This window comes from Dielma fastidiosa, assembly GCF_000313565.1.
GTDB lineage: Bacteria > Bacillota_I > Bacilli_A > Erysipelotrichales > Erysipelotrichaceae > Dielma > Dielma fastidiosa.
This window is the reverse complement of record NZ_HE578924.1, coordinates 254,227-274,612: the sequence shown is the minus strand read 5'-3', so window position 1 is coordinate 274,612 and position 20,386 is coordinate 254,227. Positions and strand designations below refer to the sequence as shown.

Below are 20,386 nucleotides of genomic sequence, written 5' to 3'. Positions count from 1 at the left end.
TCTTCTATTGCGGAGACGTGCAGTGCAAGGGAAAATATCCAACCTATGCGAAACGTTTGTGGGATGAGCATGATGTGCATTTAGATATCACAGATCAGGACTTGATCGATTTGCAAGAAGGTAAGGTAGATCTGTATACGTTCTCTTACTACATGTCAACCGTGGTAACGAGCCATGAAGTAAAGGAAACGGTAAGCGGTAATTTCTCAGCCGGAGCAAAGAATCCATATCTGACGTATTCGGACTGGGGCTGGGCCTTAGATCCAAAGGGACTGCGCTATTATCTGGAAATGATCTATGACCGCTATGAGCTGCCGTTAATGGTGGTAGAGAATGGCTTGGGAGCTTATGATGAAGTGGAAAGTGACGGAGCGATTCATGATCCATACCGCATCGACTACATCCGAGAACATATCCTCGATATGGATAAGGCGATCGAAGCGGGAGTCAACCTGATCGGGTATACGACATGGGGCTGTATCGATCTGGTATCCGCAGGAACCGGCGAGATGCGGAAGCGATATGGCTTCATATATGTAGATAAAGATGATGAAGGCAAGGGAAGCTTTGACCGCAGCAGGAAAGACAGCTTCTATTGGTATAAAAAGGTTATCGCCAGCAATGGTAAGGATTTAGATTAAAACATACAGGTGTCTGAAAAGGCACCTTTTATGCATATAAAAAGACTTCTCGTTAAAGAAGTCTTCGTTTTACTATTGTCAGTATTAGAGGTGCACAGTTTCTGTTTATCTCAGCAGAAAATAACCAAACAATATATAAATAAAATAAATAACAGAAAAAATTAATTGATATGATTTTTTTGTGTTGGACTGTATCGTTAAAGCAATCGATAAACACAGTGCAGCTAAAATATTTTGATATTGTGGTAATAGACGATTTCCAATCAAAAAAGCCATAGATATTAAATAACAAAGATTGAAAAAAGCATCCTGAAGCTTTACTATTCTATCAGGTTTTATATCATAAGGATCATATTTTAGTTTCTGACGACTGAATCTTAACCAAAAATCAATCGCTGTGAGGCTTATCGGTAAGAGCAGAAGCGAAACGATTGTCAAATTTCGATTATTAACTACCTGCATGGTATTAAAGTCAATAACCACATTGTTATTGTAGGTAAAATAAATTGGATCAGATACAAAAAACTGATAATTATCGTCCATTAGAACAAGCTGTACGACAGCAGGCATATTGGAAGAAGACTTTAAAATACAGCAGCTGCCATTATTTTCACAGTAATAAGATCCAGGAATATGTAACCCTTTTGTGTAGCCATTCATTTTTAACGGAACTTTGCCATTAAATTCATAGTTTTTTAGAATGCATAAATCATTAAACGTATCCTCATCCGTTTCTTTAATGCGTGAATAATATTCTGGCATTTCACCATCAACTTTGTTTTTATCAGCAAGTACATCGACATAATAAGAAGCTTCGGTATTAATAATATCTACTTTTAAGGTATGGACTTTTCTTGGGATTGCCAATAATAAAACCAGCAATGCTGAAATGAAAAGTATGGCTCTACTTAAATCTTTCATTTTTAAATGAGATAAACAATTTTATCTACCTCCTCCGTGTCTCCATTATAGAGAGGTATCTTAAATTTATCAATCAATGAAATGATGAAAAATCATCAAAATTATGATTATCTATATGATTCATTTTTATATAAAAGTATTTTCTGTGTTTGAGGTAGAGTAAATAAAACTAACACCTTGCTTAAGGATGAAGTAAGAAAGTATGAAATGTGAAAACACAATGCAAAACAAAGAAACGATAATAAGCAAAAGCTGATAACTTTTAAATATTCAAACATCTATTCTTACGATTTCTATTTCCCAAAAATGAAAAAAAATCAATTTTGGGAAATAGAAACATATCGGTATTCAAATAATGCTGTTTATTTATCGCAATCTGATGCTATGTTGATGTAGCGGGTATCAATGTTAGAAATAATGTATTTTCTGTGTTTGAGGTAGAGTAAATAAAATTGTCACCGTGCTTATTGAAAAAGGCTTCTCGCTAAAGAAGCCTTCATTTATTTATTTTTGTTCTGCCACTGAGTAGAGAAAAGTACCGCCTTTACTTAGCGTGAAGCTTGTCAGTTTTTCACTATCATCATCCTGACCATTGAAGTCAGGTAACCCTTGCGACATTTCACCTCCGTTTTCAGGCGGTTCTTTCATATCGCCTTCCGGTTTGCCCATTCGATTTTCATCCTTTTCACCATCTGGCTTTTTCAAGTCGTCCTCATTCATGCCCTCTGGTTTCATACCAAAGCCGCCATGTCCCATGCCGCGTCCGCCGCTTGTACTGTATTCAAGCTGGGCAGTAATGTCTGCGTCACTGATTTTCGTATAAATGCTGCCATTTAATTCACCGGTAACCGAAGCTGCTTTCGCAGCAGTATAATCACCCTCGGCAAGCTGATCTGAAGAATAGACTAAGACTGTGTAATCATTAACTGCATAGAAGGCCGCAATAGCTTCATCATCACTGTTTTTTAAAACAATGAGATCTTCTTCATGCTGTTTTTCAGTGAAATTTAATACAATAAAATTTTGTGCTGACTCTGCCGCTATTTCATCGTACATATTGCCGCTTGCCAGTAAAGTACCGCCATTGATATAAATACCTAAATCTGAATCAACCCCGCTGTCCATGCTTGATGGATTAGCGGATGCGATAATTGTACCGCCGCTAATTACAATCCAGCCGTTTGAATCAATGCCGTCACCCTCTTCGCCATTACCGGCATCACAGGTGATTGTACCGCCATTGATTGTGATAACAGAAATATTGTCTTCATTGGCATTCAGGGAATCGTCCGCTGAGTTGACAGTAAGTACACCACCATTAATGGTAAGATGCATGTAAGTTTCAATACCTTCATTATCCGCATTGACAGTCAGCTGACCATTGCCTTTTTCTTCACCATTAATATTCATAGAAACCTTAGATTCAATGGCACCGTCAAATTTATATTTTTTCTTAGTAGTTTCTTCTTTGTAAATCTTTGCGACATGTGAACCATTAATTACATTGACTGAATCATCTGCCAGTATCAAATTAAAACCGGCATCCGCAGTATCGACATCCTTACTTGGTTCAGCTGCTGACTCTGCGCTGCATTCATAAGCATTCAAAGCAACAATTGCACTGCTGACTGTACTGGTAAGATTAACATTGTTTAACGTCAGATTTACAACTGCCTCTGGATTCTCGTTCGCATCCTCACCCAAGTCAATCAAAATCTGGCCATAGCTGAGCGATCCGCTGACAGAATAATTACCCGGTTCCGTAATATTAACGACCGTATGCTTAGCTGCTTCTTCAGCACTATGTTCATCAGCCGTTGATCCTTCACCATAGCTGTCATCCTTGCCTTCCTCATAATAAATAATATCATTGCTGACATAGACCTTGCTGCTGCTGTCAGTTGAGGCGGCTTGGCCATCTACCAGCACCCCCTCATCAGCAAGCGTGATAACCGTGCCATCAAAGCTGTTATCAGTTTGGCTCAAATCTGTATTGGTATTTGCTGAGCTGCAGCCACTGAGCGTACCGGCTAATGCACCGGCAATCAGCCATGCTGTCAGTCTTTGTTTTGTTGAATTCATGAAATTTCATCCTTTCTTGCATTTAACTGAAGTATAGCGAAGCAATATGTGCAACAGGTGATGAATAAATGAAAATTATGTGGTATTGACAATAAAATAAGCATAACAGGGAAGGCTAAAGACAAGGAGGTAAACTATGCAACATAAAACTAATCAACATAAAGGATTTAATAAGCAGCAAAAGACAGGCTTGCTTGGTTTCATTTTAGGAGCTTTCATTCTCAGCCCTTTAGTCAAGGATGCGGCGTCGGCTCTTCTTGGCATGCGTAATTATCCGGTTTTCGCCTTTGTTTTAGGCTGCGTCGGTCTATTCATGCTGCCGCTTTTGGTTAATACTTTCAGTCCATCACAGCACTGATTTCAGTTGTTTTTATCATTCATTATAAGATTTCGTAAGCTCTTACAAAAAAGTGCATTTTCAACAGATTTTTTATGTGGTTTGTTGTATAATTGATGTAGATTGAGGAGGAAATCTTATGATTGAAGAAAAGTATAATAAGTGGGTGAATCATCCAAATATCGATCCGGCATTAAAAGCTGAACTGCTGGCTATGGATGAAAAACAGAAAGTGGATGCTTTCTATACAAACATTGAATTTGGTACAGCGGGTATGCGCGGTCTGCTGGGGGCTGGAACGAATCGCATTAATTTACATACGATCCGTAAGGCAAACGCCGGTTTTGCTCAATATATCACAGCTAATGGTGAAGCGGCTATGCAGCGCGGGGTAGCCATCGGCTATGATAACCGTCATATGTCTTATGAGTTTGCGATGGATTCCGCTAAGGTTTTGGCTTCTTATAACATTCGTTCTTATGTTTTTGAAAGTCTGCGGCCAACCCCTGAGTTAAGCTTTGCAGTTCGTACTTTAAACTGCTTTGGCGGCATCATGGTTACAGCTTCTCATAATCCTAAAGAATATAATGGCTATAAGCTGTATGACGAAAAAGGCTGCCAATTGATTCCTGATTTAGCGAAACAGGTTATTGACCGTGTTAATGCAGTTGAGGATGAGCTGGCAATCAGAGTGGATCTGACACCGGAACAGGAAAAGCTGATTACGGTGATCGGCAAAGAAATCGATGAACAATATTATGCCAAGGTATTAGGCATTCAATTAAATCCAGAGGTTAAGAAAACTGATGTGAAAATTATTTTCACGCCGCAGCACGGCACAGCGAATATTCCTGTAAAGGAAGTATTTACCCGTGCTGGTTATCAGTTTGTACCGGTTGAGGAACAATGCACACCTGATCCTGATTTTTCTAACACACCAACGCCGAATCCTGAAGAAACCGCTTCTTATAATTTAGCGTTAGAGTATGCGAAACGTGAAGACGCTGATATCGTACTTAGCTGTGATCCAGACGCTGACCGCATGGGGGTAGCCGTGAAGCATCATGGCGAATATGTTTTACTGACTGGTAATCAGAGCGGTTCAGTATTGATTGAGTACATCTTATCACAATTAAAGGCCAAGGGAAAAATGCCTGCAAATCCAGTGATGTTTAATACGGTTGTTACGAGTGATCTCGGTGAAAAAATTGCGGCTAAGTATGGTGTTGAAACAGAAAAAACGCTGACTGGTTTCAAATTCATCGGTGAAAAGGTAGCTAAATATGAGCTTACTCATGAAAAAGAATATGTATTTGGTTATGAGGAAAGCTATGGTTCACTGATTTCACCATTTGTCCGCGATAAAGATGCGCCGCAGGCTTGTCTGATGCTTGCGGAAGCTGCCTGCTTCTATAAGGCACAGGGCAAGACCTTAGTAGATGTTCTGGATGGCTTGTATGACGAACTGGGAACTTATCAGGAGAGTCAGACATCAATTACACTGGCAGGCAAAGAGGGGGCTGAGCGAATCAAAGAAATCATCGCTACCTTCAGAAATGAAGCGCCAAAAGAAATCGGCGGCTTAAAGGTTATTGCCAGTGAAGACTATGGCTGTCTGAAACGCTATGAGAATGGCAGTGAACAGGCATTGATCGGCTTTACGAAGTCAGACGTATTAAAATTCTATCTTGAAGACGGCAGCTGGATTGCAGTGCGGCCAAGCGGTACTGAACCAAAGTGTAAATTCTACTATTGTGTCCGCGGTACCAGCAAAGAGAACGCGAAGGAAAAGACAGAGATTCTGCAGGCTGCCATGAAAAAAGCCATCGAATAGCTGACTAATTATGACTGATAGTCAAAGCCTGAATTATTCAGGCTTTTTCTTTTTTAAAAGGCTTTCAGAATAGTCTGAAATAGAGTAAAATAAGGATATATGAAATGGGGTAAATGATTATGAAAAAATCATCATTAGAACAATTTTATAACGGCATGAGCTTAACCGCTTATGAGTATTTTGGCGCGCATTGTATTGAAAAAGGCGGACAGAAGGGTGTCATGTTCCGTACTTATGCGCCGCATGCAAGAGATATTTCTGTCATTGGCGAATTTAATGAATGGCAGGGTACCAAAATGAAACGCGTTGATGCCAAGGGTGTCTATGAAGTCTTCATCCCACACGCAAAACGCGGTCAAATGTATAAGCTGCGTGTTCATCAGGCCACTGGCCGCATTGTTGATAAGGCAGATCCTTATGCTTTTTACAGTGAACTCAGACCAAATACGGCAAGTATTATTGAAGAGGTTCACCGCAATCTATTCACTGATGATGAATGGATGAAAAACCGCACAAAGAATTTTGATCAGCCAGTAAGCATCTATGAGGTACATATCGGATCATGGAAAAAACCAGATGAAGACAATGTTTGGTATACCTATGATGAAATCGGTGATGATTTGATTAAATATGCCAAGAAGGTTGGCTATACTCACCTTGAACTGATGCCGCTGAATGAATATCCGTTTGATGGCTCATGGGGTTATCAGTGCAGCGGTTATTTCTCAGCAACCAGCCGTTATGGAACAGTGGAACAGCTGATGCGTTTTATTAATAATTGTCATCGGCATAATCTGGGTGTCATTATCGATTTTGTACCGGTACATTTTGTAAAGGATGACTACACTCTCGGATATTTTGATGGCACACCGCTTTATGAATATGAAAAGGGTGAAGATGCCAACAGTCAGTGGGGCACCAGTAACTTTAACCTCAGCCGTGAAGAGGTGCGTTCTTTCCTGATGTCAGCAGCTAATTTCTGGTTAGAGGTATATCATGTAGACGGTTTGCGCATGGATGCCATCAGCAATATCATTTATTGGCACGGCAATAAGGACAAGGGTGAAAATAAAGGTGCTTTGGATTTCATTAAACGCTTGAATTACCATTTGTCAGAAAAGCATCCAACTTGTATGCTGATCGCAGAAGATTCAAGTGATTTTCCTAAGGTTACCAAACCAACGGTTGACGGCGGCTTGGGCTTTGATTATAAATGGGATCTTGGCTGGATGCATGATACATTGAAATATTTTGAACTTGATCCGATCTATCGTCAGTATCATCACAATCAGATGACCTTCTCAATGGCTTATTTTTATTCAGAAAAATTTATGATGCCATTCTCACATGATGAAGTAGTCCATGGCAAGCATACGATTATTGATAAAATTTGGGGAACTTATGAACAGAAGTTCGCGCAATGCAGGGCTTTATACACCTACATGTTTACGCATCCGGGCAAAAAGCTGAATTTCATGGGAAATGAAATTGCGCAATTCAGAGAATGGGATGAGAATCGTGAAAATGACTGGTTCCTTCTTGATTATCCGATTCATGATGCATTCTTAAAATTCTTTACCGATCTGCATAAGCTGATGCGCAAATATCCGGCGATGTATGAGCTGGACTATCAAGGTGAAGGCTTCAGATGGATTGATGCTGATAATAAATCACAGAATGTCTTTGTTTATACCCGGCGCAATAAGGAGCAGAAATTCCTTGTCGTACTGAATCTGTCACCGAATCATTATGACAATTTCTGTATCGGTTTGGAAAATAAGGGAAGCATTAAGGAGATCTTAAATAGTGATCAGGATATTTACGGCGGCAGCGGAATTGTAAATCCTAAGGCTATCCGCACGCATAATGAGCCGTATAACTTCCTGCCTTATTCAGTAAGAATTGATCTGGCTCCGTTTGCCGGTGCTGTTTTTGAGATCAAGGAAAGTGCTGTAAAGACGGAAAAGGCGAAAGCAGCCGGCACCAAAGCGGCAAAATAAGAATAAAATAGTGTAAATAATAGCATGTTAAGGGTTACATTGGCTACTATTATTAGGTTATTTATGCTAAAATCTATGTGGCTTTATGGAAAAAGAGGGAACTAAAAAATGTATATTGATAAATTTAAGAACAAAGAAGAGTTCAAAGAAGAGTTTAAACGAAGAATTATTGAGAAATATGGCCGTTCAATCGAACAAGCCCATGTTACTGAAAAATACATGGTGCTGGGAACGATGGTTCGTGACTATGCGTCAGTTAACTGGAAGGCGAGCAAGGAGGAGATTGCCCGTGTTGAAGGAAAACAGATGTACTATTTCTCCATGGAGTTTTTGATTGGCAGACTGCTGACAAGCAATCTGATGAATCTGGGCATTTATGATATCGTTAAAGAAGGTCTGGCTGATCTGGGTCTTGATATTAATAAGCTTGAAGATATGGAAAGCGATGCAGGTTTAGGAAACGGCGGTCTTGGCCGTCTTGCGGCTTGCTTCCTCGATTCACTGGCTTCATTAAACTATGCTGGCCACGGCAACTGTATCCGTTATGAATATGGTTTGTTTAAGCAGAAGATTATTGATGGCAAGCAGGTAGAGGTACCTGATCAGTGGCTGCGTTTAGGAAATGTTTGGGAAGTCCGCAAACCAAAGCACAGTGTAGATGTGAAATTCTGGGGACATATTGAAATGTCAATGGATGAACACGGCAAAGCGCGTATTAATCATGCCGACGCGCATATCATCAGAGCTGTACCTTACGATATGGAAGTTATCGGTTATGATACGAAGCTGACAAATACACTGCGTCTGTGGAGTGCAGAGCCGGCTGAGGATGCCAGCAATTCTCAGGGCTTCTCTGAATATATTCGTGAAGTTAATGAAATCAATCAGAATGTATACCCTGATGATTCAACGGAAGCCGGCCGTTATCTGCGTTTAAAACAGCAATATTTCTTTGTATCAGCGGGTTTAACAGCTATGATCAAGGCACATCTGCGCGTATATCCTACCTTGGATAATCTGGCGGATAAGAATTGTGTACAGCTGAATGATACCCATCCAGTATTAGCTATCCCTGAAATGATGCGTCTTTTAATGGACGATTATCTGTATGAATGGGATGACGCATGGCGGATTACGACGGAAACTATGGCTTATACCAATCATACGGTACTTGCGGAAGCCCTTGAAAAATGGCCGATTCAGTTTATTCAAACGATGCTGCCGCGTATTTATATGATTATTGAGGAAATCAATAAGCGTTATATCTATGCATTAAATCATGTATATTACCGCCCGGATCTGATTAATGATACAGCAATTATTAAAGATGGTCAGGTGCATATGGCAAATCTTGCAATCATTGGTTCTCATTCAATTAATGGTGTTGCGAAGCTGCATACACAGATTTTAGTTAAGGATGTATTTAAGAACTATTATGCAATTATGCCAGAGAAGTTTAATAATAAGACAAACGGTATTACACACCGCCGCTGGCTTGTTTATTCTAACCCGCAGCTGACAGAGCTTTTAAAGGATACGATTGGTGATTCCTTCATCAAGCATCCGCAGGATTTAGTTAAGCTGATGGATCATATCGATGATGCGAAGCTTCAGCAGCGTTTCTTAGATGTGAAGATGGAAAGAAAACAGATTCTGGCTGATTATATCAAAAAGAATGTCGGCATTGAGGTTGACGTTAATTCGATTTTTGATGTGCAGGCAAAACGTCTGCATGCCTATAAGCGTCAGCTTTTGAATGTAATGCATATTATTTATCTGTATCAGCGAATGAAGGCAGACAGCAGCTTCAGAATCTATCCGCGTACATTTATTTTCGCGGCTAAGGCAGCACCGGCTTATCACTTTGCGAAGAAGGTTATCGAATTGATTAATTCAATCGCAGCTGTGGTAAATAACGATCCGGAAATCAACCGCTATATGAAGGTTGTCTTTATTCCTAATTACAGTGTATCCATTGCGGAAATTCTGATGAATGCTGCTGATGTATCGGAACAAATCTCAACGGCTGGCAAGGAAGCCAGCGGTACCGGCAACATGAAATTCATGATGAACGGAGCAATTACGCTGGGAACGCTTGATGGCGCGAATGTGGAAATTGTTGAACGTGTCGGTTATGAAAATGCGGAAATCTTCGGTTTGCGTGCTGAAGAGGTTGAAGAGATCAAACGTGCTAATTCATACCATGTTTGGGACTACTACAATACTCATGAAACACTGAAGCGAATCGTTGACAGCTTTATTGATGGTACATGGTCACAGAATAAGGATGAATTTAAACTGATTTATGATGAATTAATGTTTAAAAATGATGAATATCTGCTGTTGGCGGATTTTGATGAATATGAAAAAGCTCAGGCTAATATCCGCAAGCGTTATGAAGACCGCAGCGGCTGGGCTAGAATGTGTCTGCTGAACATTGCTCAGTCAGGCTATTTCTCATCAGACCGTACAATTGAAGAATATGTCAGAGATATTTGGCATATTGAAAAAATCAACGTTAAGTAATCGAAAAAAGCGATGTTTCAGATAAGCTGAGACACGCTTTTTATTATATTATGCAGCCTTGACAGCAGAATTCTAAGCAAGATAAAATATGAATGAAGGAACTATGCTGCAGCTTATTGTTATTGGTTTGGCTTATGAACGATTTTATTCATAAAAAGGAGGCACAGATGAAGAAAAAACTATGCTTGTTTGTTATATGGGTTATAATCGGTTCTGGTATTGAGGCAGCTGTTAATCCAATTGGCAGTACATGGTCAGGCTTAGGACATCTTTTTGTCAATTATATTGTACTGCTTTCACTGTTTCCATTTGGGGCAGGCTTGATCCTATTCTATGATGAAACAAAAAAGGATGAACCTATTCCTTGTCTAATTTTAACAATTCTATTATTATTGCTTGCTAACGCATCAATACTTCTCTTATGGATCATTCCTAATTTATTCAATCTTGAGTTCAATCTTCCCCTATTAAGCAGCTTCACTCAATGCTATCGTTATATTCCGGTACTATCATTTGGAGCCGCATATTTCGCATCAAAGATTAGAAAATAATACAAAAAAGGCTCGTTTCAATTGAATGAAATGTGCCTTTTTTCTGTTTTCACCACTTTTCTTATTAAACTAAGTAAGATAAAATTGGTCCCAGTGCCATCATTGCGCAAACAATCAGCACGAGAATAATCACTAATTTCTTTTTCATGACATTATCATAACAGGAAAAAATCAATTCGTAAAGCTAAGGTACGACTGGTACAACCTCTAAAAATAGTTTATACTATAAATTAGGTGATAATATGCGAGCTGTTGATTATTTTGAAGCTTATTTAGACGATTTTGATAAAATCGTAATTTTTTTCTCAAAAGAAAGCTATGACGGGGTCAGCCGTCAATTTTATCTGCGTGATGATTTCGGCAATATTGATGAATTGCAGATTCTGTCCGTGGAGCCTTTAACGACTCATATTAAATATACATGCCGTGTGCTGCATGAAATTGAAATTGGCAGAGAGTATCAGGTACTTCATCAATTTGCCCGGTCGACGATTCTGCAATACTCTTATATCGTAAAGCGGCCGCGCTTTGATGCGATGTTTGCTTATGATGGAAATGATCTTGGGGCTAATTATACGCCGGCTGCTACAACCTTTGTGATATGGGCGCCGACAGCAGCTAAGGTCTGCTTGGAAATTCAGCGCAAGGATCAGCCAGAAATACATATGATGGAGAAGAGTGAAAAGGGTACGTTCAGATTAACCTTAAAGGGTGATTATGAACTTGCTAAATACGTTTACCATGTTCGTGTTAATGGCATATGGAATGAATCTATTGATCCTTATGGTAAATCATCAACTATTAACTCTACACGTTCTATCGTAGTAGATTTATCTAAAATTAAAATGGCTGAGGGTCAGCTGCCAATCATGCATGGTAATACAGAAGCTATTATTTATGAAACCAGTGTCCGTGATTTTACGATGAAACCGAATATCGGTGTCAGTCATCCAGGCAAATTTAAAGGTTTTGTGGAAGAAAATGAAACGACCAAGTCATTAAATACTGGGTTCAGTTATTTAAAAACATTAGGAATTACCCATGTTCAGCTGATGCCGGTGCTTGATTTTGGTTCGGTAGATGAATACAACCAGCGTTTGTTCTATAATTGGGGTTATGATCCTTTGCAATATATGACATTAGAAGGCAGCTATGCCAGCAATTCATTTGATCCAATGTCCAGAATCAATGATTTTTGTGAGCTTGTTGATAAGCTGCATGAAAATGGAATGCGTATTGTGCTTGATGTGGTATTCAATCATGTTTTTGATCTGCCGACCAGTTCTTTTCAGAAAATTGTGCCTGGTTATTATTTTCAAATGAATGAGCTGGGTCATTATTCTAATGGCACATGGTGCGGCAATGATTTTGATTCCACTGGCTTTATGGCGAGAAAATTTATCGTTGATGCCTGTGTTTATCTGGCAAAAACTTTCCGAATTGATGGCTTCCGCTTTGATTTGATGGGAATTCTTGATGTGGATACGGTGAATGAGGTGTATCACCGCTGCCGTGAAATTAATCGAGATTTTATCATTTATGGAGAGGGCTGGGATATGCCTTCCTACCTTGATCCAAATCGCCGCGCGTCGATTGCCAATCATGATAAAATGCCGATGATCGCGCATTTCTCTGATCGTTTCCGCGATGTCATCAAGGGACGTACCAGTGTTGAAGAAATCGATGTGAAAGGCTACTGTTCCAATGATCTGTCACTGATCCAGGTAGCCAAAGATGTGTTAAGCGCCAGTGTAACAAATAAGAATAATATCGCGGCTTATTTCTCAAGCCCTCAGCAGGCGGTAAACTATGTCGAGTGCCATGATAATATGACATGCTGGGATAAGCTGAAAAGCTGCTGCCGTGAAGATACCCGTGAAACAAGAATAAAACGTCAGCAATTATGTCTGGCGGCCGTACTTTTCGCGCAAGGCATACCGTTTATTCACAGCGGTCAGGAATTTGCGAGAACAAAGCATGGCAAACCGAATACATATTGTGATTCTGATTCGATTAACCGTATTGACTATGAGCGCCGCAACCGATATCTGTCGATTGTGGAATTTGCCAAAGACTGCATTGCTTTGCGAAAGTCACTGCCTTGTTTCTCCTATGCTACAACTCAGGATATACTTGAATATGTAAGCTTTGAGGAAATCAATCACAGCGCGCTGGTTTATCGTATGAAGGATGAAATCAATGATGTGGCGGTTATTTTTAACCCAACTCAGAATTATTACGAATATGATATGAAGAATAATTATCAGCTGATATTTAAAGATGGTAAAATAACACCTGAAGAGCAGCGGATTGTTAAAGTTGAACCATTATCTGTTTTGGTATTGAAAAGAGGTTAATTATGAATGTTAAAAAAAGAAGTGTAGGGGCAGTCCTCTGCTTAAGTATATTTACATGTGGTATATATTATATTTATCTGATTTATAAACTTGGTGAAGAATTAAATGAAGTCAGCTGTTCCAATTCCAATAACGGTGTCATCGATGTTTTGCTGACCTTCTTTACCTGCGGCTTATATGGAATCTACTGGCACTATAAGATTGCCCGTCAGATTGAAGATATGGAATATAATCTGGGAATGCGGGTTGGTTCAATATCTATTATCTGTCTGATTTTGGCTGTTTTAATGCTGCCGCTGATTTCGATGGCAATTAATCAAAGCGAATTAAATCACGTATTGGATGAAGTCACTTACTAAACAGCTGCTGCCGATACTGCTGATCGTAGGATGTATAGCAGTTATTGGCTGGTACTGCCCGATTCAGGAAATTACCGGCATCCCCTGTCCGGGCTGCGGCATGAGTACCGCATTCTATTATTTTGTGCAGGGCAGGTTTCAAGAAGCCTATTTCTTTAACCCAGCTTTTTATGTGCTGCTGGTATTTGCTTTAATCAGCGGTGTTGGCTGGCTTAAAAACCGACAGTTTTTACAATCAACGCTTTGGCGATGGTTATTCTGGCTTGTGATGCTGATTTGGTTTTGTATCTGGCTGCTGCGGATGATTTATATCTATCCTAACTGGCCGATGATTTATATGGAAGATAATCTGCTTCAAAGATTCATTTTGTGGATGCACTGACAAAGGGCTTTATGCCCTTTTTATTTGTAATAAAAAAAGCTGCATAGCAGCTTAAAGTCGAAGAATTGTCAGACTGATATTCTTCATAAGATTAAATAACGCGTCATTCACAAAATCTAATGGAATATTAAGAATCCCTGTATAAAGCAGCAGAATCAGGATCGGCGCAAAGTAACGTTCATAACGCATAATGCCGAAATACAGCTGTTCAGGAAGCAGGGCATTTAAAAATTTAGAACCATCAAGCGGCGGAATCGGAATAAGGTTAAAGATACCTAAACCTAAATTATAGCTAAGCAGGAAAGGCAAAAATTCTAACAGATAATCAAAGATTGAAGTGATGATGCCGCCATGCATTGGAATCAGCCCGATACGCAGCATTTTTATAATCCCATAATAGGCAAAGATACTGATAAAGGCAAGCAGGAAATTCATCATTGGCCCTGCCATAGCTACATTTACCATACCCTGTTTTTTATTCTGGTAATAATTTGGATTCACCATCACCGGCTTTGCCCATCCGAAGTGAAACAGAAACAGCGACAGGGTACCGAGCGGATCAAGATGACGCAGAGGATTTAATGATAAGCGGCCATTACGTCTAGGTGTTGGATCACCCAGTTTATCCGAAACCCAGCCATGGGCAAACTCATGCAGTGTCAGCGCAATCAATAAAGCCGGAATGGAATAGATGAGTGTTGATAACTGATCCATATAGCTCCTCCTTAAATTCACATATCTTAATTATGGCAAAATATCTCTGCTTGTCAATGGTAAATCCCTGAATATCAATTGCCAATCGGCAGAAAAATGTGTACAATTACAACGGTGATAACGTGAAAAAATGGATCTTACTCGCGATGACATGTCTGCTTACTGCATGTTCAGCAGAGATAAAAATAGAAGAATCCGCGGTTTTAAAGGTTGCGGTAGAAAATGAGGCATATGGTGAAGGCTTAAAAGCATTATGGAATGAGACATATCCGGAAAATGCCGATGCACTTGAAATCAGTGTAATCAATGAGTATGAAATTCTTGAGGATGTACTAAGCTTTAAAGGGATTCCTTATGATGTGTTTTTAATCAAGGATGAAGATGTAGCAACAGCATTATCCCATTTATATGAAATACCTTCATCATTTCATGAGAATTTTGAAGTTGGTATCCGTGAGGACTTTGCATCAACAATCAATATGGTAAAGAATTGCTACTATCCAATGATTGCGGATGGCTTTCTTTATGCGCTGAATTTGACGGCGATTGAGGAACAGGGGCTAAAGCCTGAAGTATTTGAAAGCTTTGAATCAATGGCAGCTGCGGATGTCGATAATTTATTTTATTATTATGATAACCCGCTCTTTCTTTTGCCGCTGTTAAGCAGTGATGGTAGTTATTTCCCGGGAAAAGAAGAAGCCGTAGTTAATTTTAAAAGTGAAGCATTTCTTCACTCACTGAATGATTACATAACCATTAAAAAAAGTCTGAAGCTTGAAAGTGATCCGGCGCAGTTTGACCAATGGTTTATTTCACAGTCTTATCTAAGCGGTTTGATTGGACCTTGGATGCAGTATGAAAAAAGTGAGGAAATCAATGAGATTACTCTGCGTTTTCAAAAACTGCCGCTGATCGATGGTCAGCAGCTGAAGACGCTTGCTGTTTCCTATGGTTATAGTATTAATGCTGATACAATCTATCCCAATGCATCTTTAAAATTATTGGAATTGATGCATTCAGTTAAAGGTATGCAGCTATTGTTAGACACAACAGATTTAGTTCCGCTAATCCTTGAGGAAGAAATGGAAAATTTCAATTATTCAAAGGGACATCAGAAAGAAAAAGTAACTGCAATGAATGGTGCTATGCAGCAGGATCTTGTCGGCTTGAAAGAGAATGCCAATGTAATTGCCATGGGTATCTTTGATGAAGAAAGCGTGCGCGCGCTTATTGATCATGAGTGTATGAAGGATGCAGAGGCTTGTACGGATTTATTAAGTGAGAAAAACGCCGAGTGGATTAAGGCACAGGCTGGACATTAAAATTTGTCTAATAAAAAGGAACTGAGTGAAGGCTTCCCCTCAAATCAGTTCCTTATTAATTTTAATTTTCAATCTGCCAGTCAATTTCTTTTAAACCATGCTCCTTCAAAAAGGCATTCGTCATTTTAAAATGGTTACAGCCAAAGAAGCCGTTGTATGCAGAAAATGGACTTGGATGAGCGCATTTCAATATTAGATGCTGAGGGTTGGTAATTAGTTTTTCCTTGCTTTGCGCATTGCGCCCCCAAAGCAGGAATACAACAGGATCTTCTTTATCATTAATCAGCGATATAATTTTATCCGTAAGAATTTCCCAGCCCTTACCCGCATGAGAATTTGGCTGACCACGGCGAACCGTCAAACAAGTGTTCAGCATCAGTACCCCTTGGCTTGTCCATTTAGTTAATTCACCATGCTCTGGTATGCTACAGCCAAGCTCATTTGCTAATTCTTGATAGATGTTTCTTAATGAAGGCGGCGGTGTTACACCTTTTTTTACTGAAAAACAAAGCCCGTGTGCCTGATTAGGGCCATGATAGGGGTCTTGACCTAATAATAAGACATGGGTGTTTTGATAAGAGGTATAACGCAATGCATTGAAAATGTCATGCATGTTTGGATATACCGTATTATGATTATATTCTTCAACTAAAAACTTACGCAGCTGAAGATAATAGTCCTTTGAAAATTCTTCTTTTAATAATTCATCCCAGTCATTGCCGATATTTACCATAGCTGCTTCCTCACTTTTATTTCTGTATCTATTGTAGCATAAAACTGATTAAGAGCGAAGATGCAGCTTCTATTACACAGTGACTTATGATTAATATATTTGTTTTACAGTTCTTGTATGATACAATAGAGTGCGGAGTTTGTAAGGCAGCAAATAAGTTTTACGGTTCATTATGAAAGAGATGAGGATGTTTTATGCGTAAATTTCAGAGTGCTGATGAAGTCATTGAATTAATTGAGGGACGAAAAAACAACCATAAAGGATTGGTGAAGTTTTCTTCTGCGCTGCATGTTCTTGATGATCCTCAGCTAAAGCTGAAATGTGTGCATATCGGCGGTACAAATGGTAAAGGCAGTACCACTGATTATCTGCGCAGTATTCTTCAGCAGGCAGGCTATCGGGTTGGAACATTCACATCCCCTTATCTTGAAGTTCATAATGATCGCATCCGAATCGATAATGAATTTATCAGCGATGATGAACTGCTGGCCTTGGCAAATGAAACAGCTGATTTATGGGAGCAATATGATTTAAGTATGTTTGAAATCGATATGCTGCTTGCCAGCTTATATTTCCTGCGCCATGATGTTGATATTGCGCTCTTTGAGGTAGGCATGGGCGGCCGTCTTGATGCTACGAACGTGGTTGATCCGCTGTTCAGTATTATTACCAGTATCGGTCTTGATCATATGCAGTATCTTGGCAATACCCACGCGCTGATTGCGAAAGAAAAGGCGGGAATTATCAAGGCTGAGAAGGATTGTATAACTGCTGAGACTAGAGAGGATTGTCTGAATGTCTTTAAACAGACATGTGATTCATTGGGATCACAATTAATCCGATGTCAGGAAGTTATGAATTTACATGTTGATCAAGGTGTTGTTTTTGATTATCGAAATTTTAAAGGCATCAAGCTTTTGTCTAAGGCAAGTTATCAGGCAAAGAATGCTTCGCTGGCGATTGAAGCCGCGTACAAGTTAAGAAGTTTAGGTTATGAAATCAGTGATGAAATGATTACTGAAGGTTTGGCCGCTACATTCTGGAAGGGGCGCTTTGAACAAGTGCATACTCATCCGGATGTTTATATAGATGGCGCCCACAATGAGCAGGGTATTAAAGCGCTTGTGGATGCCGCCAGAATTTTTCCGAAGGTCAGGATTATCTTTAGTGCCCTGAAGGATAAGAATACAAAGAGTATGATTGAACAGCTGCTGACGTTAAGCGATGATCTGACAATCTGCGAATTTGATTTTTATCGGGCACAGGATGCGGAAAAATTAGCGGAAGGGTATCCGGTTAAAATCATTAAGGATTATCGCAAGGCAATTTATGATTGTCTTGAAGGCGACGATATCGTTTTGATTACCGGCAGCCTGTATTTTATCTCGCTGGTGCGGGAAATGTTTCAAAAAATGAAAGGAGCGTCTACTCAATAGACATTCTGGCTTAGCATGTACGGGTGCATCTACACTCGGAATTAACGCCTATGGAGTACCGAAAGGTACGTTTGAAGTAGGAAGAGTTCTTCATGTGACCATGAGAGTAGCAAGTAGGTAAGTTTATGGATATGAATGCAATCATTGCACAGGTAGTAGCAGGAATTTTAATTATCCTGCTGGGTATTTTTATTTATCGTCATTTTCCTTTAAGGGCAGATGGCAAAACCATGATACTGGGAGCGTTGTTTATTATTCTCAGTTTAATTGTATCAATGTTTACAGTTCGAATTCCCCTGTTTGGAATTGATTCCCTCAGGATTGGATTCACTCAGGTAATGCTTGTTGTCGGCGGATCTTTGATTGCGCCTGGCTGGGCATTTATTATGGGAATTGTCTATGATTTATTGGGATTGCTGGTCAATCCGACATCTTTTCCATTTCTTGGCTTTACGCTGGGAAATATTCTGGTGTGTGTGATTCCTTCGCTTTGGTATCACAGCAGCAAAACGAAAAAACTAACGGATCATAATATGATGATGGCGGTGGATATAAGTCTTGTCATCTTATGTATCCTGTCAATACTATTTATTGTAGTAAATGATGAAGTGAACATTAATTCGTCTGCGGTTCCTTTTGAGTTATGGATGAAATTTACCGCTGGTTTCATTTGTATAGCGGTGTCTTCCATATTAATTCTGGTGCTTCATTTTATTAAAAATAAGATGCCCCAAGCAAATCTGCATGAATTGACTAATTGGATGATGGTCGTATTGCTGATTGAGGTATGTATCCAGTTTGGCTGTACGCCGATTTGGCTGCAGGTGATGTATGGAATTCCATGGGCAGCTTCACTGTTTGTAAGAATTGTGAAAGCATGTGTCATGATTCCGCTTAATGTGCTGATCGGCTACAATATCCTGAAGGTAGTTCGCAGAATTAAGGCATAAACATTGGCTTTTCTAACAAAAAAGCCTTTTTTTATTAGGCAAACGGCGCTATAATTATACAGTGAAAGTGAGGCTGCAATATGTTAACAGAAATGATTAATAAAATTAAAGGCAAGGGGACTAAAATTGTATTCCCAGAAGGTAATGATGCCCGTGTATTAGAAGCTGCGATTCGTTTGAAGAATGATGGAATCCTGGCTCCGATCCTGCTTGGCAATATTGAGGAGATCAATGCGCTGGCTGCATCAAAGGGATGGAGTACAGACGGCCTTGAAATGATTGATATCGCTCAAGATCCACGGATGGATGAATTTGTTGCGAAAATGGTTGAATTAAGAAAAGGTAAAATGGATGAAGAAGCATGCCGTAAAGCATTATCTAAATCTAATTACTTTGGTACTATGTTAGTGAAAATGGGTTTTGCTGACGGCTTAGTTGGCGGTGCTACTTATTCTACAGCGGATACAGTTCGTCCGGCTTTACAGTTGGTTAAGACGAAACCAGGCAGTAAGCTGGTATCAAGCTGCTTCATTCTGTTTAAGGATGATCAGAAACTGGCTATGGGTGACTGTGCGATCAACATTGATCCAAGTGATGAGGATTTAGTTGAGATTGCAGTTGAAACTGCTAAGACGGCAAGAGTATTTGGCATTGAACCTAAGGTTGGTTTATTGTCATATTCTACAAAAGGCTCTGGCAAGGGACCAGCTGTTGATAAGGTAGTCAGCGCATGTGAAAAGCTGGCAGCGATGGATTTAGATTTCGATGTTGACGGTGAATTCCAATTTGATGCGGCTGTATCACCAGTTGTAGCTGCACAGAAGGCTCCGAACTCTAAAGTTGCCGGACACTGCAATACATTTGTATTCCCTAATATTGAAGCAGGTAACATCGGATATAAGATTGCTGCTCGTTTAGGCGGATATGAGGCGGTAGGACCAATTCTGCAGGGATTAAACGCGCCGATCAACGATCTGTCACGCGGCTGTAATACTGAGGAAGTATACAAGCTGGCAATTATTACTGCGGCACAGAAATACATTTAATAGAGAATTTAAGAAACTGCTTTGGGTCTGAGGATCTGAAGCGGTTTTTTTATATTATAGGAAATTGCATTTTCAAGCATCAAAGTGTCAATATCTCATTATGAAGAGGTATCTAAAAAATAATAAAAATAGATGAAATCATCGTGTGAATATGGTATACTATGAGTAACAAAAAACAATCTATTTAATCATTAA

The 20,386-nt window shown here is 39.6% G+C and carries 17 protein-coding genes; 13 read left to right on the top strand and 4 right to left on the bottom strand.

The genetic code is table 11. From position 1 onward, the window contains the following. A partial coding sequence (locus tag DAHG_RS18805) for a family 1 glycosylhydrolase (RefSeq protein WP_022937196.1) occupies positions 1-641 on the top strand: 641 nt, incomplete at its 5' end. Between the two features lie 105 nt (positions 642-746). Here DAHG_RS18805 and DAHG_RS04795 read toward each other — a convergent pair. Next, on the bottom strand, positions 747-1,562 hold the full coding sequence (locus tag DAHG_RS04795) for a hypothetical protein (RefSeq protein WP_022937195.1): 816 nt from the start codon (positions 1,560-1,562) through the stop codon (positions 747-749). 504 nt (positions 1,563-2,066) lie between these two features. After that, positions 2,067-3,644: a carbohydrate-binding domain-containing protein gene (locus DAHG_RS04790; protein ID WP_022937194.1), complete on the bottom strand. Its 1,578-nt coding sequence runs from the start codon at positions 3,642-3,644 to the stop codon at positions 2,067-2,069. Between the two features lie 136 nt (positions 3,645-3,780). Between DAHG_RS04790 and DAHG_RS04785 the strand changes: the two genes are divergently transcribed. The 8 genes from DAHG_RS04785 (at position 3,781) to DAHG_RS04750 (ending at position 13,990) form a co-directional block, all read left to right on the top strand. Then, positions 3,781-4,002, top strand: a complete 222-nt coding sequence (locus DAHG_RS04785; RefSeq protein ID WP_022937193.1) for a hypothetical protein — start codon at positions 3,781-3,783, stop codon at positions 4,000-4,002. 118 nt (positions 4,003-4,120) lie between these two features. After that, positions 4,121-5,815, top strand: coding sequence for a phospho-sugar mutase (locus DAHG_RS04780; RefSeq protein WP_022937192.1), 1,695 nt, complete (start codon positions 4,121-4,123; stop codon positions 5,813-5,815). Positions 5,816-5,934: 119 nt separating this feature from the next. After that, entirely contained in the window at positions 5,935-7,815 is a 1,881-nt protein-coding gene (glgB, locus tag DAHG_RS04775; protein ID WP_022937191.1) for a 1,4-alpha-glucan branching protein GlgB, read from the top strand. Between the two features lie 108 nt (positions 7,816-7,923). Next, on the top strand, positions 7,924-10,341 hold the full coding sequence (locus tag DAHG_RS04770) for a glycogen/starch/alpha-glucan phosphorylase (RefSeq protein ID WP_022937190.1): 2,418 nt from the start codon (positions 7,924-7,926) through the stop codon (positions 10,339-10,341). Between the two features lie 167 nt (positions 10,342-10,508). Then, the gene (locus tag DAHG_RS04765) at positions 10,509-10,892 is read left to right on the top strand and encodes a hypothetical protein (protein ID WP_022937189.1); all 384 of its coding nucleotides are present in this window, start codon (positions 10,509-10,511) and stop codon (positions 10,890-10,892) included. Positions 10,893-11,134: 242 nt separating this feature from the next. After that, positions 11,135-13,249 carry a type I pullulanase gene (gene pulA, locus DAHG_RS04760; protein ID WP_022937188.1) on the top strand — a complete coding sequence of 705 codons (2,115 nt, stop codon included), beginning with the start codon at positions 11,135-11,137 and terminating at the stop codon, positions 13,247-13,249. A gap of 2 nt (positions 13,250-13,251) precedes the next feature. Then, complete coding sequence (locus DAHG_RS04755; protein WP_022937187.1) at positions 13,252-13,608, top strand: DUF4234 domain-containing protein; 357 nt, start codon at positions 13,252-13,254, stop codon at positions 13,606-13,608. Then, on the top strand, positions 13,592-13,990 hold the full coding sequence (locus tag DAHG_RS04750) for a DUF2752 domain-containing protein (RefSeq protein ID WP_022937186.1): 399 nt from the start codon (positions 13,592-13,594) through the stop codon (positions 13,988-13,990). Before DAHG_RS04755 ends, DAHG_RS04750 begins: the two co-directional genes overlap by 17 nt. Before the next feature lie 51 nt (positions 13,991-14,041). Here the strand turns inward: DAHG_RS04750 and DAHG_RS04745 are convergent, their stop codons facing one another. Then, positions 14,042-14,704, bottom strand: a complete 663-nt coding sequence (locus tag DAHG_RS04745; RefSeq protein ID WP_022937185.1) for a site-2 protease family protein — start codon at positions 14,702-14,704, stop codon at positions 14,042-14,044. 122 nt (positions 14,705-14,826) lie between these two features. On the opposite strand from DAHG_RS04745, the gene DAHG_RS04740 reads away from it, so the two are divergent. After that, positions 14,827-16,026 (top strand): hypothetical protein, encoded by a 1,200-nt coding sequence (locus DAHG_RS04740; RefSeq protein WP_022937184.1) that lies wholly within the window; start codon positions 14,827-14,829, stop codon positions 16,024-16,026. 61 nt (positions 16,027-16,087) lie between these two features. On the opposite strand, the gene DAHG_RS04735 is transcribed toward DAHG_RS04740, so the two are convergent. Further along, positions 16,088-16,759 (bottom strand): uracil-DNA glycosylase, encoded by a 672-nt coding sequence (locus DAHG_RS04735; protein ID WP_022937183.1) that lies wholly within the window; start codon positions 16,757-16,759, stop codon positions 16,088-16,090. 194 nt (positions 16,760-16,953) lie between these two features. On the opposite strand from DAHG_RS04735, the gene DAHG_RS04730 reads away from it, so the two are divergent. From DAHG_RS04730 to pta, 3 genes are all read left to right on the top strand, one after another. After that, the gene (locus DAHG_RS04730; protein ID WP_022937182.1) at positions 16,954-18,195 is read left to right on the top strand and encodes a bifunctional folylpolyglutamate synthase/dihydrofolate synthase; all 1,242 of its coding nucleotides are present in this window, start codon (positions 16,954-16,956) and stop codon (positions 18,193-18,195) included. A 125-nt stretch (positions 18,196-18,320) separates the two neighbouring features. After that, positions 18,321-19,145 carry a folate family ECF transporter S component gene (locus DAHG_RS04725; RefSeq protein ID WP_022937181.1) on the top strand — a complete coding sequence of 275 codons (825 nt, stop codon included), beginning with the start codon at positions 18,321-18,323 and terminating at the stop codon, positions 19,143-19,145. Between the two features lie 80 nt (positions 19,146-19,225). Continuing rightward, the gene (gene pta / locus DAHG_RS04720) at positions 19,226-20,191 is read left to right on the top strand and encodes a phosphate acetyltransferase (protein ID WP_022937180.1); all 966 of its coding nucleotides are present in this window, start codon (positions 19,226-19,228) and stop codon (positions 20,189-20,191) included. The last annotated feature ends 195 nt before the right edge of the window (positions 20,192-20,386 follow it).

Coding starts and splice junctions, on each gene's coding strand:
- DAHG_RS04795 (WP_022937195.1), bottom strand. CDS start 1,562: ATGAAAGATTTAAGTAGAGCCATACTTTTCATTTCAGCATTGCTGGTT.
- DAHG_RS04790 (WP_022937194.1), bottom strand. CDS start 3,644: ATGAATTCAACAAAACAAAGACTGACAGCATGGCTGATTGCCGGTGCA.
- DAHG_RS04785 (WP_022937193.1), top strand. CDS start 3,781: ATGCAACATAAAACTAATCAACATAAAGGATTTAATAAGCAGCAAAAG.
- DAHG_RS04780 (WP_022937192.1), top strand. CDS start 4,121: ATGATTGAAGAAAAGTATAATAAGTGGGTGAATCATCCAAATATCGAT.
- glgB (WP_022937191.1), top strand. CDS start 5,935: ATGAAAAAATCATCATTAGAACAATTTTATAACGGCATGAGCTTAACC.
- DAHG_RS04770 (WP_022937190.1), top strand. CDS start 7,924: ATGTATATTGATAAATTTAAGAACAAAGAAGAGTTCAAAGAAGAGTTT.
- DAHG_RS04765 (WP_022937189.1), top strand. CDS start 10,509: ATGAAGAAAAAACTATGCTTGTTTGTTATATGGGTTATAATCGGTTCT.
- pulA (WP_022937188.1), top strand. CDS start 11,135: ATGCGAGCTGTTGATTATTTTGAAGCTTATTTAGACGATTTTGATAAA.
- DAHG_RS04755 (WP_022937187.1), top strand. CDS start 13,252: ATGAATGTTAAAAAAAGAAGTGTAGGGGCAGTCCTCTGCTTAAGTATA.
- DAHG_RS04750 (WP_022937186.1), top strand. CDS start 13,592: ATGAAGTCACTTACTAAACAGCTGCTGCCGATACTGCTGATCGTAGGA.
- DAHG_RS04745 (WP_022937185.1), bottom strand. CDS start 14,704: ATGGATCAGTTATCAACACTCATCTATTCCATTCCGGCTTTATTGATT.
- DAHG_RS04735 (WP_022937183.1), bottom strand. CDS start 16,759: ATGGTAAATATCGGCAATGACTGGGATGAATTATTAAAAGAAGAATTT.
- DAHG_RS04730 (WP_022937182.1), top strand. CDS start 16,954: ATGCGTAAATTTCAGAGTGCTGATGAAGTCATTGAATTAATTGAGGGA.
- DAHG_RS04725 (WP_022937181.1), top strand. CDS start 18,321: ATGGATATGAATGCAATCATTGCACAGGTAGTAGCAGGAATTTTAATT.
- pta (WP_022937180.1), top strand. CDS start 19,226: ATGTTAACAGAAATGATTAATAAAATTAAAGGCAAGGGGACTAAAATT.